This window comes from Phenylobacterium sp. (assembly GCF_035309685.1).
In the GTDB taxonomy this organism is placed as follows: Bacteria; Pseudomonadota; Alphaproteobacteria; order Caulobacterales; family Caulobacteraceae; genus Phenylobacterium.
On sequence record NZ_DATGEX010000061.1, the window covers coordinates 1 to 16,625 of the forward strand.

Genomic DNA, 16,625 nt, shown 5'->3' on the forward strand with positions numbered 1-16,625 from the left:
CGGCGGAAAGACCAGGGTCCCGTCGATGCGTCCCTCGACCACCACGGCGGGCCCGTCCGGCCAGGCGACCGCCAGGGCGCAGGTGAACCAGGCGGAGCGGTCGTCGCTCTCCACCGCCTCCAGCCGCTCTTCGACCTTCGCCATGGCCGTCGCGAAGTCCCGGCCGGGGCCGGCCCAGCGCGCCGAATAGATTCCCGGCGCGCCGTCCAGCGCCCGCACCGACAGCCCGGAATCGTCGGCCAGGGCGATCAGGCCGCTGGCCTCGGCCGCCGCGCGGGCCTTCAGCAGGGCGTTGCCGGCGAAGGTCGTCTCGGTCTCGTCCGGTTCGGCCAGGCCCAGCTCGCCCGCGCTCACCAGCGCGAAGCGGTTCTCCAGGATCTCGCCCAGTTCGCGGGCCTTGCCGGGGTTGTGGGTGGCCACCACCAGGCGGGTTCCGGGCTCCAGCTTCAGCGCCATCGATTCACCGCTCCTTTACGCCGGTGGGACCATAGACCCGGCCCGCTCTGTTGCATTGCAAAACTTTAATATCGTTACTCGATATTAATTTGATCGCTAATCGATGCGGGAATAGAAGTTGCGGCCATAGGAACGGTCAATCCGCTCCAAATTGTGCTGCATCGCAGCAAAACACAAAGGACTACGATCATGACGATGAAAACCTACGACCGGCTTCTCCTCAGCGTCTTCATGGTGCTCGCCACCACGCCGATGCTGGCTCTCGCCGTCTCCGCCGCGACCCACTAGGCTTGGCGCCTTGGGGTTCGTCCGACCCGCTTCCGCTGCCGCCACCGATGCGCGCGCAGCCGGAGCGGGTTTTGGCGTTCAACGTCCTATGTGGCGGAGGCATCGGATGCGCGCGCTCGGACCGGGATCGGTCTCCAGTTTCCTGAAGATCATCCTCGATGTGGTGTTCGCCGCGCTGTGGATCGCCCTTGGCGCCGTGGCGCTGGCCCTGCTGGCCGCCCTGCTGTTCAGCTTCAATCCCGACCTTTTCCCAGACGTCCTCTCGTCGAACGCCGCGGTGGTGGCGAGCCGGGGGCCGCTGTTCGCCGGCATGCTGCTGGTGTTTGGCCTCTCCATCGGCGGCGTGCTGGTGATCGTCCATTCGCTGCGCCAGATTTTCGTGACGCTGACCGCCGGCGACCCCTTCCATCCCACCAATGTGCGGCGTCTGCGGCTGATCGGCCTGATGCTCGCCGCCCTAGAGGTCGGCCGCTACTGCGTCTGGGGTCTGAGCCCGCTGCTCCCCTGGGTGAAGAAGGTCGAGCCCAACTTCAATCTCACGGCTTGGTTCTCGGTGCTGGTCGTGTTCGTCTTGGCCGAGGTGTTCCGTGAGGGCGCCCGTCTGCGCCGCGAAGCCGAACTGACGATCTGAGAGCCGTCCTTAGAATGCCGATCCGCGTCCAACTCGACCGCGTGCTGCTCGAACGCCGCATGTCGCTGACGGAACTGGCCGACCGGGTCGGCGTCACCATCGCCAACCTCTCGATTCTGAAGACCGGCAAGGCCCGCGCGGTGCGGTTCTCGACACTCGCCGCCCTCTGCCGCGAACTGGACTGCCAACCGGGCGACATCCTGCTCTACGAACCCGGCCCCTCCGACGAACTGCCGGACGACGACGAGGACGCGTGATTGCCGCACTGCGGTGCGGCAAATCGGCTTGGCCTTGGGAATCCTTGCAATCTCAAGGGGTGGTCCCTATATGCAGCGCACAATATTGCGATGCACAAAGGAGTGCCCCGATGATCGCTTCGATCGAACGCGCCCTGAACGCCCTCTTCGCGCCGCTGGCGCGCGAGCTGGACCGGATGCCGCCCGCGGCCTTCCGCCACCTGCTGGCCGGGCTCTAGGGCTTAGACGAACAAGCGCTGCTCTTAAGGAGCGGCGGCGAGCGGGCGGCCGAGTGATCGGCCGCCCGTTTTGCGTCTAGCCGCCCGCCTTAGCCGCCGGTGGCCGCGCGCTGCAGGGCGACCAGTTCGCCGATGCCCTTCTTGGCCAGGCTGTAGAGGCTCTCGAACTCGCCCTCGGAGAAGCCGCGCTTCTCGCCGGTGGCCTGGATCTCCACGATCGCGCCTGAGCCGGTGAGCACGAAGTTGGCGTCGGCCTCGGCGTTGGAGTCCTCCTCGTAGTCGAGGTCGAGCACCGGGGTGTTGTTGAACACCCCGCAACTGACGGCCGCCACCTGGTCGAGGATCGGGTCGGCGGCGATCAGCCCCTCGTCCATCAGGTAGCGGGTGCACAGGCGCAGCGCGACCCAGGCGCCGGTGACCGAGGCGGTGCGCGTGCCGCCGTCGGCCTGGATCACGTCGCAGTCGATGGAGATCTGGCGTTCGCCCAGCGCGCGCAGGTCTACGATGGCCCGCATGGAGCGGCCGATCAGCCGCTGGATCTCCTGGGTGCGGCCCGATTGCTTGCCCTGGGCGGCCTCGCGGCGGCCGCGGGTGTGGGTGGCGCGGGGGAGCATGCCGTATTCCGCGGTGACCCAGCCCTGGCCCTTGCCGCGCAGGAAGCCGGGCACGCCCTCCTCCAGGCTGGCGGTCACCAGCACCTTGGTGTGGCCGAAGCTCACCAGGCAGGAGCCTTCGGCATAGCGATTGACGCCGGTCTCCAGGGTCACCGGGCGCAGCACATCGGCGAGACGTTCGGATGGGCGCATGACGATCACTCCTGAAGAAGCACTGGAAATCTGGGCGGCTTGCGCCCACTTGCGCCGCGCTTATCCTAGATCGGCAAGGTCCCGTCCATGGACGCCACCCGAGAACCTTTCAGACCGAAGTGAGCAGCCCCCTCTTCGCCAGCGGCCCTTCCCTGGCCGAACTCGACGAACGCGCCCGGGATATCTTCCGGCGGATCGTGGAGAGCTATCTGGAGACCGGTGAGCCGGTGGGCTCGCGGACGCTGTCCAAGGGCGGCTTGCCGCTGTCGCCGGCCTCGATCCGCAACACCATGCAGGACCTGACCCAGCTGGGCCTGCTGGGCGCGCCGCATGTCAGCGCCGGCCGGCTGCCGACACATGCGGGTTTGCGGCTCTTCGTCGACGGCCTGCTGGAGGTGGGCGACGTGGGCCAGGCCGAGCGCCAGGCCATCGAGGCCCGGCTGCACGCGCACGGCCGCAACTATGAGGACGCGCTGAACGAGGCCAGCGCCATCCTTTCGGGCCTGGCCGGCGGCGCGGGCGTGGTGGTGACGCCGATCCGCGACGCGGGCGTCAAACACGTGGAGTTCGTGGCGCTGGGCGCCGACCGCACCCTGGCGATCATGGTCTTCGCCGACGGCACCGTGGAAAACCGCCTGATCCGCCTGCCGGCCGGCGTGACGCCCTCGGCGCTTACCGAGGCCTCGAATTTCCTCAACGCCCGCCTGCGCGGCCGCACCCTGGTGGAAGCCAAGACCGACCTTCGCGCCGATCTCGACCGCGCCCGCGCCGAACTCGACGCCACGGCGGCCCGGCTGGTGGAGGATGGCCTGGCCGCCTGGGGCGGCGGCGAGGCGGAGGACCGGGCGCTGATCGTCCGCGGCCGCGCCAATCTCTTGGAAGAGGCCGGTGCTCAGGAAGACCTCGAGCGCGTGCGCTCGCTGTTCGAGGATCTGGAGCAGAAGGAGCAGCTGATCTCCCTGCTGGACGGGGTCCGCGAGGGCCAGGGCGTGCGCATTTTCATCGGGGCGGAAACCCGGCTGTTCTCGCTTTCGGGTTCCGCTGTGATCGCAGCGCCCTATATGACGGGCTCGCAGCGGGTGCTGGGCGCGATCGGCGTGATCGGCCCGGCCCGGCTGAACTATGCCCGGATCATCCCGTTGGTGGACTATACCGCCCGCGTGCTGGGCCAGGTGATGAACGCTTAGAAGAAGAGACGGATGCCCGAAGACGATAAGCCTGATGAAGCCGACGCCTTCCTCGCGCAGGCGAGCGAAGCCGAGATCATCGCGCTGCAGGCCGAGACCGCGGCGCTGAAGGAACAGCTGCTGCGCTATGCGGCCGAGGCGGAGAACACCAAGCGCCGCGCCGAGCGCGAGGCCAACGACGCGCGCGCCTACGCCATCCAGAAGTTCGCCCGCGACCTCCTGGAAGTGGCCGACAACCTCTCGCGCGCCCTGGCGCATGAGCCGGCGGCGGGTGACGACGCGGCGGTGAAGAACTTCGTGCTCGGCGTCGAAATGACCGAAAAGGCCCTGCTGGGCGCCTTCGAGCGCAACGGGCTGAAGCGGCTGGCGCCCCTGCGTGGCGAGAAATTCGACCCGCACCAGCACCAGGCCATGGCCGAGGTGCCGGGCTCCGATGTCGCCGCCGGCGGCGTGGTCGACGTGATGCAGCCGGGCTACGAACTGCTCGGCCGCTTGGTGCGCCCGGCCATGGTCACCGTCGCGGCCAAGGACAGCGCCCAGTCCGGGACGACCGAGGCCATGGCCAAGCCGAACGGCGCCGGCGCCAACCCCTACGCCGCCGAGGACGAGACCGATCCGGGCGGCTCTGTGGATCGCCGGGCCTAGGGCGCGCATAAGGCCCTGACCGCCCCTTTCGCGGGGCGTTAAATCGGCTAATGTCGCAAGTCCTTCCAGGTCGGGGGGCGCAGGCTGCGAATCGCGCCTGCGCGGTGCGGTTCGGACAAAGACATGAAGCTGACGATCGAGCGGGCGGCGCTGCTGAAGGCGCTGGGGCATGTGCAGAGCGCGGTCGAGCGCCGCAACACCATCCCGATCCTGTCCAACGTCCTGCTCTCGGCCGAGCGCGACCGGCTGACCTTCTCGGCCACCGACCTCGACATGGAGATCATCGACGAGGCCCTGGCCCAGGTGGACCAGCCCGGCCAGATCACCGCGCCGGCCCATACCCTCTACGAGATCGTCCGCAAGCTGCCGGAAGGCGCCGACGTGGTGCTCTCCTTCACCGGCGAGGACCCGCGCCTGACGGTCTCGGCGGGGCGCAGCCGCTTCAACCTGCCGGTGCTGCCGGCCGGCGACTTCCCGGTGATGACCTCCGACGGCCTCTCGGGCCGCATGGCGGTGGACGTCGGCGACCTGATCCGGCTGATCGACAAGACCAAGTTCGCGATCTCCGCCGAGGAAACCCGCTACTATCTGAACGGCCTCTATGTGCACACCGTGGTCGAGGACGGCGTGACCAAGCTGCGCGCCGTGGCCACCGACGGCTCCCGGCTGGCGCTCGCCGAAATGATCGCCCCGGAAGGCGCCGCCGGCGCGCCGGGCGTCATCGTGCCCCGCAAGACCATCGCCGAGGCCCGCCGCCTGCTGGATGACGCCGGCGAGCAGGTCGAGCTGCAGATCAGTCCCCAGAAGGTCCGCTTCGACTTCGGCGGCGCGGCGCTCACCTCCAAGGTGATCGACGGGACGTTCCCGGATTATCCGCGGGTGATCCCCAAGGACAACACCCGCATCGTCCTGGTGGATTCCAAGCTGTTCGCCCAGGCCGTCGACCGCGTCGCCACCATCTCGGCGGAGAAGAGCCGCTCGGTGCGCATGGCGGTGGAAGGCGGCAAGTGCGTGCTCACCGTTCGCAACATGGAAGCCGGCCAGGCCGTGGAAGAGCTGGAGCTCGACTACGACGGCGACCCCTTCGAGCTCTCGTTCAACGCCCGCTACCTCCTCGACATCACCGACCAGATCAGTGGCGAGATGGCGGAGCTGCGGTTTGGCGGCCCGAACGATCCGGCGCTGGTGCTGGATCCGCAGGACGCGGACGTCCAGTACATCCTGATGCCGCTACGGGTGTAGCGGGCGGATGATGAAAGCTGGCGTCCGAGTGTTTGCGACGTCTCTAGCGCTGTGCGGGCTATCGTTTTTGATTCTAGCGCCAGCGGTCCAGGCAGGTTCGCGGCTCGACTGCAGATCCAGCCCGCATGTCGTTGGCCGGTGCCTCATGGTGCATGGTCGACTGACGAGCCATCACAACGGAGCCTATCCCGTCCGCATCTGGCCAGTCGGCTCGACGCGATATTTGGCCGTGATGAATGCCGATGGGACCTACGGCAACGATGATGGGCCAACATTGCCCAAGTCGATCGACTCGCGCCTGACTTACAGTCCGGACTCAGCTGTCATGGTGTTCGGCGATTTTGAGATTTGTCCGCTTACGCGTTCGAAGCCGGCGCATATGCAACTGGTCTGCATCGCGGGCGCTCGGCGGCTTGTCACTCGTCCTGAACGGACCGCGCCTTAAGTCCATGGCGGCCAGTTTGCTGCGGCTCTGGACTTGGTCAAGGACGGCCCAAAGGGCCGCCGCGACGCGGCGAGGGCCTTGCCCTCGTCCTTGACGAAGCCCCGAGCCGCAGCTCGAATCTCACCATGGGCTTCAGGGCTATCCAGCATCCAAATGGATGCGGGGCTTCGCTCACTCCCCCTTGATCGTTATGGCCCGGCTTGTCCGGGCCACCCATGATCTCCGCGCGAGCCGAAATGCGCGCGGCGGCGCCTCGCGCACTCGCGATCCACGGAGTTCATGGGTCCCCCGGACAAGCCGGGGGATGACGATCAGGATGGAGATGCCTCGAGCAGCTCAGTGGCCGTGGCTACCTTCGTAGACGCCGGGCGCCAGGTATTCGCTCTCCGGGCCCTCGGTCCCCGACGCCAGCACGAAGCGGCGGTCGCAGTAGGTGCACTCCACGAAGTCGGCCTCGCCCATCTCCAGGTAGACCCGCGGGTGGCCGAGCGCGCCGCCGACCCCGTCGCAGGCTACGCGCTTGGAGCGCACCGTGATGATTTCCGGCGGCGGGATGGCCAGGGGCTGGCCCGGTGTCGCCGCGGCGGCCGGCGGCGAGACCTTGGTCTTGCCTCGCGCGGGGGCTTTGGTCGGAGCTTTACGAGCCATCTTGAGTCATTCCCGGTTGGCGGCCCGATTGTGGAGAGGCCGCCGCGCGCCTAGGTATGCGAGCGCGGCTTTACCCGTCAATCGACTGGATGCTTATGGACCTTCCCGACTACGCGATCGAGGCCAGGGGTCTCTTCAAGACCTACGCCGCCACCAAGACGACGCCGGAAATGCAGGCGTTGAAGGGCATCGACCTGGCGATCCCACGCGGCTCGATCTTCGGCCTCCTGGGACCGAACGGGGCCGGCAAGTCGACCTTCATCAACATCCTGTCCGGCCTCTGCCGCAAGACCTCCGGATCGGTGTCGATCTGGGGCCGCGACATCGATGAGCGGCCGAGGGACGCCCGCGCCGCCATCGGGGTGGTGCCCCAGGAGATCGCCGCCGACCCGTTCTTCACGCCGATGGAGGCGCTGGAGGTGGCGGCCGGTATGTACGCCGTGCCGAAATCCGAGCGCCGCTCGATGGAGCTGCTGACCGCGCTTGGCCTCGCCGACAAGGCATCGGCCTATGTGCGCCAGCTCTCCGGCGGCATGAAGCGCCGCCTGATGGTCGCCAAGGCCATGGTGCACAATCCGCCGGTGCTGATCCTCGACGAGCCCACCGCCGGTGTCGACGTGGAGCTGCGCCGCCAGCTCTGGGCCTATGTGCTGGAGCTGAACCGCAAGGGCGTCACCATCGTTCTGACCACCCACTACCTGGAAGAGGCCCAGGAGCTCTGCGACCAGATCGCCATCATCAACCGCGGCCAGGTGGTGGCTTGCGAACCGACCACGACGCTGCTCGCGCGCATGGATTCTCGTAAGGTCCTGGTGACGCCGGAGGAGCCGCAGACCGTAGCGCCGGTCCTGAAGGGCTTCGAGACCGTTCTGCTGCCGTCGGGCGGCTTCTCGGTCAGTTACCGCACCGGCCAGTCGAGCGTCGAGCAGGTGCTGGCCGCCATCCGCACCGCGGGCCTGCACATCAAGGACATCTCCACCGAGGATCCGGACCTGGAGGACGTATTCGTGTCCCTGACCTACGCCGCGCCTGCCCTCCCTTAGTGGGGAGGGACAGATCGCGAAGCGATCAGGGTGGGGAAGTCGCGTTTAAGCGCTGACTCCGCGCCCTGGCCCACACTTCCCCACCCGTCTCGCTGCGCTCGCCACCCTCCCCCTTTAAGGGAGGGATGGCGTCAGCTGCAGCACCCAGGCCTCGTCCTTGCTGTGGAACACCGAGTCGAGGCCCTGGGTGACCGCCGCCCAGGTGCGTGAGCCGGGCGAGATTTCCTCCACATGGCCCTCGCCCGGGACCGAATACGACCAGGCGCGGATGTCGTGGGCGGCGCGCGCCTTGGCGACATAGGCCTTGCCCTGGCTCGGCGGCGAGGTCTCGTCGAGGCCGCCGTGGATCAACATTCGCGCGACCGGCGTCGGCAGGAGGCTGGCCGGCGAGGTGTCGGCCAGAGGGTCGGCGGCGGCCGAGCCGGCCAACAACCGCGCGACCGTCTTTTCGCTGCAGCCCTCCTTGGCGGTGGCGAGGTCGGGCAAGCCGCCCAGGCTGACGGTCCACAGGATGTCGAGCCGCTTGGGGTCATAGAGCGGACTCGACGCCGCGAGCTTGCCCCGCGCCGCCAGCCAGAGCGCCAGATGCCCGCCCGCCGAATGGCCCAGGACCACGATCCTGCTGGTCCTAAGGCCATATTCCGAGGCGTGCGCCAGCAGGGCGTCGGCGGCGGCGTTGACGTCCTGAAAGGTCCCCGGATAGCCGCCGCCGGTCCGGTCGACCCCGCGGTACTCGACGTTCCAGACCGCGATGCCGCGCTTTCTCAGGTCCTCGGCCGCGTAGTCCATGATGTGCAGGTTGGCCAGCCCCGAGAGCCAGCAGCCGCCGTGGATCATCAGCACTGTCGGGAACGGCCCCTTGCCGTCCGGACGCCAGACCTCGGCGACCTGCAGCGGGTCGGGACCGTAGGCGATGCGGGCGGTGGCCTTGGGCAGGGGCCGGCTCATCAGGTCGGCCCAGCCCATCAGCTTCGGCTGGGCGTGGGCGTAAAGCGGGATGGCCGCCGCGAGGCCGGCAAGCGCCAGGGTCAGGCGCCTCATGCGGTCAGGTCTGTGATGTCGCGCCAGTGGTAGGCGACCTCATAGAGCAGCCGCCCGCCCGGTCCCGGTTCCTGCCTCGCCGCCTCGGCCTCGCCGCCCAGATGCTCGTAGAAGCCCCGCGCACGGATGTTGTCGCGTAGCACCGAGATCATCAGAGAGGTCGCGCCGCCCGCGGCCAGCGCCCGGGCGGTCTGGGCCATCAACCGCTTGCCAAGGCCGTGGCCCTGGGCCGCGCGCAGCACATAGAGGGTCTGGATCTCCGCCTCGCCCGCCAGACCCCGCCGCGAGGCCGAGCCCTGGGCGTAGCCGACCAGCCCATAGCGGTCGGCGGCGGCGAGGGTGACGCCGGGGCCGGGTTCGGTCAGCTGGCGGCGGAAGCGGCGGGTGAAGCCGGGCTCGCTCATCCGGGCCAGGAAGGCGTCGGCCAGCAGGCCCCGGTAGGTCTCGCGCCAGGAGGCCACATGCACGCGCGCGAGCTCCTCGGCGTCCGACGGGCCGGCGGGGAAGACCACAAAACTCAACGGCGGAAGCTCAACGGCGCAGACGCTCCACGGGATGCGGCATCCATCCACAGCTTGGGCTTGTTCGCGCGCGGTTCAAGGGGCTGACGGGACTCACCTGCACAGATAGCGTCGCCCGTTCCATGAACGCCCCCGTCGCAAAAGAATTGGCCCCGTCCACCCTGCCCGACCCGTCCGCCGGCGCCTCGCCGGTGATGGCGCAGTATTTCGAGGCCAAGACCCGCCAGCCCGACGCCCTGGTGTTCTTCCGCATGGGCGACTTCTACGAGCTGTTCTTCGAGGACGCGCAGAAGGCCAGCGCGGCGCTCGGCATCACGCTCACCGCGCGGGGGCAGCATGGCGGCCATCCGATCCCCATGTGCGGCGTGCCGGTGCATGCCGCCGAGGCCTATCTCGCCAAGCTGATCCGCGCCGGCTTCAAGGTCGCCGTCTGCGAGCAGATGGAGAACCCGGCCGAGGCCAGGAAGCGCGGCTCCAAGTCGGTGGTGCACCGCGACGTCGTGCGCGTGGTGACGCCGGGCACGCTCACCGAAGAAGGCCTGCTGGACGCCAGGGGGGCAAACCGCCTGGCCGCCATCGCCGTGCGCGGCGGCCAGGCGGCGGTGGCCAGCGTCGAGCTGTCCACCGGTGAGGTGGAATGTCTGGCGACCAGCGTCGCGGGGCTGTCCTCGGCGCTCGCCGCGCTCGGCCCGTCCGAGATCCTGGTCCCCGACCGATTGTTCGTCGACGAGGCGATCAATGCGGCGCTCAAACAGGCCGGCGGCTTCGTCCAGCCGCTGCCGCAGGCGCTGGCGGAGCCGGCGGCGTCGGAGGCGCGGCTGAAGCGGCTCTATGGCGTGGACACCCTCGACGGATTCGGGGCGCTGAGCGGCGCGGAGGTCTCGGCGCTGGGCCTGATCGCCGCTCACCTGGAGACCACCCAGGCCGGCAAGCTGCCCGCGCTCTCCGCCCCGCGCCGGGCCGGCGAGGCCGACGTCATGGCCATCGACCCGGCGACGCGGACCAGCCTGGAGATCGAGAAGGCCACCTCCGGATCGCGCGAGGGTTCGTTGCTCGCCGCCATCGACCGCACGGTGACCGCGCCCGGCGCGCGCCTGCTCGCGGCGCGGCTGGCGCGGCCGCTGCTCGACCCCGCCGCCATCGACGCCAGGCTGGATGCGGTCGCCTGGTTTTGCGAGCACCGGCCGCAGCGTCAGAAACTGCGGGAGGCCTTGAAGGGCCTGGGCGACATGGCGCGCGCGCTCAGCCGCCTGGCGCTGGGCCGGGGCGGGCCGCGCGACCTGGGCTGCCTGCGCGACGGTCTGGCGGTCGGCGAGGCGGTCGCGGGGCTCTGCGTTTCGACCATGGAAACCCTGGTTGAAACGCCTGTGGAGATCGGCGAGGCGCAGGAGGCGCTCAACCTTGGGCTGCATCCGGAGCTGGCGCAATTCAAGGCTTTGCTGGACGAGGGCTTGGGCTCCGACCTGCCGGCGCTGGCGCGGGATGGCGGCTTCGTGGGGGCGGGCGTGCGGCCGGAGCTCGATCAGGCGCGGGCCCTGCGCGACGACAGCCGGCGCGTGATCCTGCAGCTTGAGGCCCAACTGGTGGCGGACAGCGGGGTTGGGCTGAAGATCCGCCACAACGCGGTCCTCGGCTATTTCGTGGAGACCACCGCCAAGGCCGCCGAGCCGCTGTTCGCGGCCCCGCTCAACGCCACCTTCATCCACCGCCAGACACTGGCCAATCAGGTGCGGTTCACCACCGTCGAGCTGGCGGAGCTGGATGCGAAGATCGCGCAAGCCGCCGAGCGGGCGCTGGCCATCGAACTCGACACTTTCGAGGCCTGGCGCGACGCGGCCACGGCCGTCGCCGCCGACCTGCAGGCCGCCGCGAACGCCGCCGCGCGGCTCGACGTCGCCGCCGCCATCGCCGAGTGGGCGCAGGACATCGGCGCAAGCCGCCCCATCGTCGACCGCTCCACCGCCTTCGAAGCGCAGGCGGCCCGCCACCCGGTGGTGGAGAACGCCGTGCGCCGCGCGGGGGAGGCCTTCACCCCCAACGACTGCCGGCTGGATGGGGCGGGCGCCGGCGGGCCTCGCCTGGCGATCGTCACCGGGCCGAACATGGCCGGCAAGTCGACCTTCCTGCGGCAGAACGCGCTCTTGGCCGTCCTCGCCCAGGCCGGCTGCTTCGTGCCGGCCAAGCGGCTGCGGCTGGGCGTCGTCGACCGGCTGTTCAGCCGGGTGGGCGCCGGCGACGACCTGGCGCGCGGGCGCTCGACCTTCATGGCCGAGATGGTGGAGACCGCCGCGATCCTCACCCAGGCGACGCCGCGCTCCTTCGTGATCCTGGACGAGATCGGCCGGGGCACCGCGACCTACGATGGCCTGGCCATCGCCTGGGCCTGCGCGGAAGCCCTGCACGAGACCAACCGCTGCCGGGCGCTGTTCGCGACCCACTATCATGAACTGGCGGTGCTGGAGCAGCGCCTGGCCTATGTCGCCAACCTGTCGCTGAAGGCCAAGGAGTGGAACGGCGACCTGATCTTCCTGCACGAGGCCGGACCCGGGCCCGCCGACCGCAGCTACGGCGTCCAGGTGGCCAAGCTCGCGGGCGTGCCGGCGCCGGTGGTCTCCCGCGCCCGCGACGTGCTGGAGCGGCTGGAGCGCGAAGCCGCCGGTCCCGTCAACCTCGACGCGCTGCCGCTCTTCGCCGCCGTGGCGGAGGCGGCGCCGTCCTATGGGCCCAGCCCGGTGGAAGAAGCGCTCCGCGTTATGGACCCCGACGGCATGAGCCCGCGCGAGGCGATGGAGGCGCTCTATCGGCTGAAGGGGCTGTTGAGCTAAACATGCCCATACCCGCGACCGTCGGCGCCTTCGCCATCGTGCCGAGCAACGATCTGCCGGGCTCGATTCCGTTCTGGGAGCGGCTGGGGTTCGAGCGGGTCGGGGGCGACGCCCAGTACATCATCATGCAGGGCTGGGACTGCGAGGTGCACCTGACCCAGGCGGGCGAGGGGCCCTGGGCCGTGCCGGCGGCGCACAACCCCTTCGGCGTGTTCATCCGCACGCCGGATGTGGACGCCATCGCGGCGTTGGTCGACGACCTGATCATCCGCCCCGGCGGCGTCCTGCGCCACCGCGAGTGGGGACTCTATGAGTTCGGGGTCGCCGGGCCGGACGGGCTGTTGGTGCGGATCGGGTGGCCTTCGCGGCTGATGGCGGCGAAATCCTAGATGCTCCCCTTAGGGGGAGCTGTCCGCGAAGACGGACTGAGGGGGTTGCATCTCCGGCGCTCGGGATGTCGGCTGTCCCGGACTCGGCGGGTGAAACCCCCTCCGTCTCGCGGCTGCGCCGCGATCCACCTCCCCCTCAACCGCGCTTCGCGCTGGGGGAGGATCTAGAGGATGGCGGCCGGACTGCGCCATAGAACTCATGGCGGCCATCCTGCCTTGGGCCCTCGGCTTCTCAAGGACGCGCCGGAGGCGCGCCGCATGGCGGCCGGCCAGGGGCCGGTCCTTGACAAGCCGAGGACCCAAGGCTCGCATCTGACCATGAGATCAATGGGCGGAAAGCATCCTGAAGGATGCATTTCTTGACGACGCTGGCTGGCCTCAAGGCCCTGATGGTCGACGTCGATGGCGTCGTGATCACCCCTCGCCTCGGGGGCTGGGCCGCCGACCTGGAGGCGGACCTCGGGGTCTCCAAGGCCGACCTCGCCGAGCAGTTCTTCGCGGTCCATTGGCCGGAGGTGGTGCTGGGGAACGCCGGCCTGCACGAGCGGCTGGGGCCGGTGCTGGCGCGCATCGCGCCCGGCGTCAGTTCCTACGAGCTGGCCGCCTACTGGTTCGCCAAGGACTCGGTCTTGGACTACCAGCTGCTAGACGACCTGGCCCTGGAGCGGGCGCGGGGCGTCCAGGCGCACCTGGCGACGGTGCAGGAGCACGAGCGCGCCGCCTACATCTGGGACCGGCTGGGCCTGCGCGGCCAGTTCGACGCCCTGCACTACTCAGCCGACCTCGGCGCCAAGAAGTCCGATCCTGAGTTTTACGCCGCGGTCGAGGCGCGCACGGGGTTTTCCGGCCGCGAGCTGCTGCTGATCGACGACACAGCGGAGAACGCGGCGGCGGCGCGCGCCGCCGGCTGGCGCGGCGCCCATTGGACCGGCGCCCAGCGGCTGTCGGAGGTGTTGGCCGACTTGGCAGGCGCGGCCTAGGCCAAAACCCCCTATATCCGGTCCGACATGCCGCCCCGCCTGAAACCCACCCGCCTGGAATATGTCGTCGACGGCGTGCGGCTGCGCGCCCAGCTGTCGGCGGCGGCGCTGGAGGCGTCGGGCGACGTGGCGCAGCGCAAGGCGGCGCTGGATATCCTAAAGGCCGCCCTGTTCCGCGGCCGCATGATCGCCAAGGAGCGGCTGGAGAACGGCGCCGGCGGCATCGAGACCGCGCGGCTGCTCTCGGGCGTCACCGACGAGGTGATCACCGCGCTCTGGGACTTCACCACCGTCCACATCTTCCGGGCGCGCAATCCCACCGAGGGCGAGCGGCTGGCGCTGATGGCGGTGGGCGGCTATGGGCGGGGCACGCTCGCGCCCTACAGCGACATCGATCTGTTGTTCGTGCGGCCCTACAAGCAGACCGCCCACGCCGAGAGCGTGATCGAATATATGCTCTACGCGCTCTGGGACCTGGGCTTCAAAGTCGGCCATGCTTCCAGGACGGTCGAAGAGTGCGTGAAGCTGTCGCGCGAAGACTTCACCATCCGCACCACGATCCTCGAGGCCCGCCGGCTGGCCGGCGACGAGAAGCTGGCGGGCGAGCTGGTGCGCCGCTTCCAGAACGAGGTGGTCAAGGGCACCGGCGCCGAGTTCGTGGCCGCCAAACTGAAGGAGCGCGACGAGCGCCACGCCCGCGCCGGCGCCAGCCGCTACATGGTCGAGCCCAACATCAAGGAGGGGAAGGGCGGGCTTCGCGACCTCAACACCCTGTTCTGGATCGCCCAGTACCTGCATCCCGGCCAGTCCATCGAGAAGGTGATGCAGCTGGAGATGTTCGAGCGGCGCGAGGTGCGGGCGTTCATCCAGGCCTTCGATTTCCTCTGGGCCGTGCGCGCCCACCTGCACTTCGCCACCGGCCGGCCCGAGGAGCGGCTGACCTTCGACCTGCAGCCGGAACTGGCCAGGCGGATGGGCTACGGCGACCGGGGCGACGCGCCGGCGGTCGAGCGGTTCATGCGCCGCTACTTCCTGATCGCCAAGGAGGTTGGCGCGCTGACCCGCGTCTTCGCCGCCAAGCTGGAGGCCGAGCGGGTGAAGGCGCCGGCCAAGGGCCTGTCGCGCCTTCTGCCGGCGCGCCGGCTAAAGCGCAAGCCGCTGGACGAACCGGGCTTCTACGAGATCTCCGGGCGCCTGACGATCGACAACGCCGACATCTTCGAACGCGACCCGGTGAATCTCCTGCGGATGTTCAAGATCGCCGACGAGCGCAATCTCGACCTGCACCCCGACGCCTTCACCGCCGCCACGCGCTCGCTGCTCTTGATCACCTCCGGGGTCCGCCGCGACCGGCATGCGGCCAAGGTCTTCCTGTCGATCCTCGCCCACGGGCGCGACCCGCAGCGGACGCTGACCCTGATGACCGAGGCCGGCGTGCTTGGCCGCTACCTGCCGGAGTTCGGGCGCATCGTCGCCCAGATGCAGTTCAACATGTACCACTCCTATACGGTGGACGAGCACACCCTGCGGGCCGTCGGCGTCATCGCCGACATCGCCGCCGGCCGCTTCGCCGAGGACCATCCGCTGTCGACCGCGGTCATGCCGCTGATCGTCGACCGCGAGGCGCTGTTCCTGGCCATGCTGCTGCACGACACCGGCAAGGGCGGGGTCGGCGGCCAGGAGAAGGCGGGCGCGCGGGCGGCGCGTTCGGCCTGCGAGCGGCTGGGCCTGGACCGCGCCAAGATCGAGCTGGTCGCCTGGCTGGTGGAGCATCACCTGGTGATGAGCGACACCGCCCAGAAGCGCGACATCTCCGACCCACGCACGGTCACCGACTTCGCCCAGATCATCGCCACGCCCGAGCGCCTGCGCCTGCTGCTGGTGCTGACCGTGGCCGATATCCGCGCCGTCGGGCCCGGCGTCTGGAACGGCTGGAAGGGCCAGTTGCTGCGCGAGCTCTACGCCTCGACCGAGGCGATCTTCCGCGGCGGCCGCGGTTCGGATTCGGCCGCGGCGCTGAAGCGCTATCACGAGAACGCCGCCTATGACGCCCGCGTCCGGGTGGCCAAGGCCGACCCGCAGTCGGAGGCCTGGGCCGACGCCATGGAGGACGCCTATTTCTCAGCCTTCTCGGAAGCCGAGGTGCTGGCGCACGCGGCTCTTTCCCGGCGCGCCGGGAACGGGGCGGCGGCCGAGGGCCGGGTGCGCGCCGACCGCGATGCGGCCGAGGTGGTGGTGGCCGCCACCGACCGGCGCAGGCTGTTCGTCGACCTCGCGGGCGCGATCACCGGGGCCGGCGCCAATGTGGTCGGCGCGCGGGTGTTCACCTCCAGCTTCGGCCAGGCCCTGGACATCTTCTATCTGCAGGACGCCGCGGGACAGCCTTACGGCGCCGACAATCCGCGCTCGCTGACTCGGCTGGTGGAAAGCCTGGAAGCCGCGGCGCGCGGCGAAGCGGTGCCGACCGAACCCCGCCGGGCCACCGACCTTGGCCGCGCCGCCGCCTTCTCCATCGAGCCGGCGGTGATGCTGGACAACGACGCCTCGGAGACTTCGACCGTGGTCGAGGCGTCCGGGCGCGACCGGCCGGGCCTGCTGGCGGCGCTGGCGCGGACCATCGCCGACGCGGGCCTGCAAGTGCTGTCGGCCCACATCGACGGCTACGGCGAGCGCGCCGTCGACGCCTTCTACGTGACCGGGCCCAAGGGCGAGAAGCTGGCGGACGCGCGCAAGGGCAATGCGCTGAAGACCGCGCTGCTCGCCGTGCTCAACGCCGACCAGGAAGAAGGCCGGCGCAGCAACCTGCAGCGGGCGCGGGCCAGCGTGGCGCGCTAGCGCGGCGCCACGAACGGGTTCGCGCCTTGAGGCTCCGCGGCAGCGGAGGCTCTGTCGATTCAACCGCAGAGAACGCCAAGATCGCAAAGAGGCCGCGCCAATCGCGAGGCCATCGCGATCATGCTCGCCTCTGCGATCTTTGCGCTCTCCGCGGTTTGAAAAAGGACT

The 16,625-nt window shown here is 69.6% G+C and carries 15 protein-coding genes; 10 read left to right on the forward strand and 5 right to left on the reverse strand.

Annotated features, from left to right (window positions below):
* Window positions 1-456: non-canonical purine NTP pyrophosphatase (locus tag VKQ35_RS18450; protein WP_324364185.1), on the reverse strand; the 456-nt coding region annotated here is incomplete at its 3' end.
* A gap of 394 nt (window positions 457-850) precedes the next feature.
* Between VKQ35_RS18450 and VKQ35_RS18455 the strand changes: the two genes are divergently transcribed.
* Both VKQ35_RS18455 and VKQ35_RS18460 read left to right on the forward strand, forming a co-directional pair.
* Complete coding sequence (locus tag VKQ35_RS18455; protein WP_324364186.1) at window positions 851-1,375, forward strand: DUF2975 domain-containing protein; 525 nt, start codon at window positions 851-853, stop codon at window positions 1,373-1,375.
* 14 nt (window positions 1,376-1,389) lie between these two features.
* Window positions 1,390-1,632 (forward strand): helix-turn-helix transcriptional regulator, encoded by a 243-nt coding sequence (locus VKQ35_RS18460; RefSeq protein ID WP_324364187.1) that lies wholly within the window; start codon window positions 1,390-1,392, stop codon window positions 1,630-1,632.
* A gap of 307 nt (window positions 1,633-1,939) precedes the next feature.
* Here the strand turns inward: VKQ35_RS18460 and rph are convergent, their stop codons facing one another.
* Entirely contained in the window at window positions 1,940-2,656 is a 717-nt protein-coding gene (gene rph / locus VKQ35_RS18465) for a ribonuclease PH (protein WP_324364188.1), read from the reverse strand.
* A 119-nt stretch (window positions 2,657-2,775) separates the two neighbouring features.
* Here rph and hrcA point away from each other — a divergent pair, with 119 nt between their 5' ends.
* The 3 genes from hrcA (at window position 2,776) to dnaN (ending at window position 5,730) form a co-directional block, all read left to right on the forward strand.
* Entirely contained in the window at window positions 2,776-3,843 is a 1,068-nt protein-coding gene (gene hrcA / locus VKQ35_RS18470; RefSeq protein ID WP_324364189.1) for a heat-inducible transcriptional repressor HrcA, read from the forward strand.
* A 12-nt stretch (window positions 3,844-3,855) separates the two neighbouring features.
* Window positions 3,856-4,488: a nucleotide exchange factor GrpE gene (gene grpE / locus VKQ35_RS18475; RefSeq protein ID WP_324364190.1), complete on the forward strand. Its 633-nt coding sequence runs from the start codon at window positions 3,856-3,858 to the stop codon at window positions 4,486-4,488.
* Window positions 4,489-4,611: 123 nt separating this feature from the next.
* Complete coding sequence (gene dnaN / locus VKQ35_RS18480; RefSeq protein ID WP_324364191.1) at window positions 4,612-5,730, forward strand: DNA polymerase III subunit beta; 1,119 nt, start codon at window positions 4,612-4,614, stop codon at window positions 5,728-5,730.
* Window positions 5,731-6,511: 781 nt separating this feature from the next.
* Here the strand turns inward: dnaN and VKQ35_RS18485 are convergent.
* Complete coding sequence (locus VKQ35_RS18485) at window positions 6,512-6,823, reverse strand: zinc-finger domain-containing protein (protein WP_324364192.1); 312 nt, start codon at window positions 6,821-6,823, stop codon at window positions 6,512-6,514.
* Window positions 6,824-6,918: 95 nt separating this feature from the next.
* Between VKQ35_RS18485 and VKQ35_RS18490 the strand changes: the two genes are divergently transcribed.
* Window positions 6,919-7,866 (forward strand): ABC transporter ATP-binding protein, encoded by a 948-nt coding sequence (locus VKQ35_RS18490; RefSeq protein ID WP_324364193.1) that lies wholly within the window; start codon window positions 6,919-6,921, stop codon window positions 7,864-7,866.
* 114 nt (window positions 7,867-7,980) lie between these two features.
* On the opposite strand, the gene VKQ35_RS18495 is transcribed toward VKQ35_RS18490, so the two are convergent.
* On the reverse strand, window positions 7,981-8,907 hold the full coding sequence (locus VKQ35_RS18495) for an alpha/beta hydrolase (protein WP_324364194.1): 927 nt from the start codon (window positions 8,905-8,907) through the stop codon (window positions 7,981-7,983).
* Window positions 8,904-9,419, reverse strand: coding sequence for a GNAT family N-acetyltransferase (locus VKQ35_RS18500; RefSeq protein WP_324364222.1), 516 nt, complete (start codon window positions 9,417-9,419; stop codon window positions 8,904-8,906). Before VKQ35_RS18500 ends, VKQ35_RS18495 begins: the two co-directional genes overlap by 4 nt.
* A 131-nt stretch (window positions 9,420-9,550) precedes the next feature.
* Between VKQ35_RS18500 and mutS the strand changes: the two genes are divergently transcribed.
* From mutS to VKQ35_RS18520, 4 genes are all read left to right on the forward strand, one after another.
* A complete protein-coding gene (mutS, locus tag VKQ35_RS18505; RefSeq protein ID WP_324364195.1) occupies window positions 9,551-12,253 on the forward strand; it encodes a DNA mismatch repair protein MutS in 2,703 nt (900 codons plus the stop codon).
* A 2-nt stretch (window positions 12,254-12,255) separates the two neighbouring features.
* Window positions 12,256-12,642: a glyoxalase gene (locus VKQ35_RS18510; protein ID WP_324364196.1), complete on the forward strand. Its 387-nt coding sequence runs from the start codon at window positions 12,256-12,258 to the stop codon at window positions 12,640-12,642.
* A 359-nt stretch (window positions 12,643-13,001) separates the two neighbouring features.
* Window positions 13,002-13,622, forward strand: coding sequence for an HAD-IA family hydrolase (locus VKQ35_RS18515; protein WP_324364197.1), 621 nt, complete (start codon window positions 13,002-13,004; stop codon window positions 13,620-13,622).
* A 27-nt stretch (window positions 13,623-13,649) separates the two neighbouring features.
* Window positions 13,650-16,457 (forward strand): [protein-PII] uridylyltransferase, encoded by a 2,808-nt coding sequence (locus VKQ35_RS18520; RefSeq protein WP_324364198.1) that lies wholly within the window; start codon window positions 13,650-13,652, stop codon window positions 16,455-16,457.
* Window positions 16,458-16,625 lie beyond the last annotated feature (168 nt).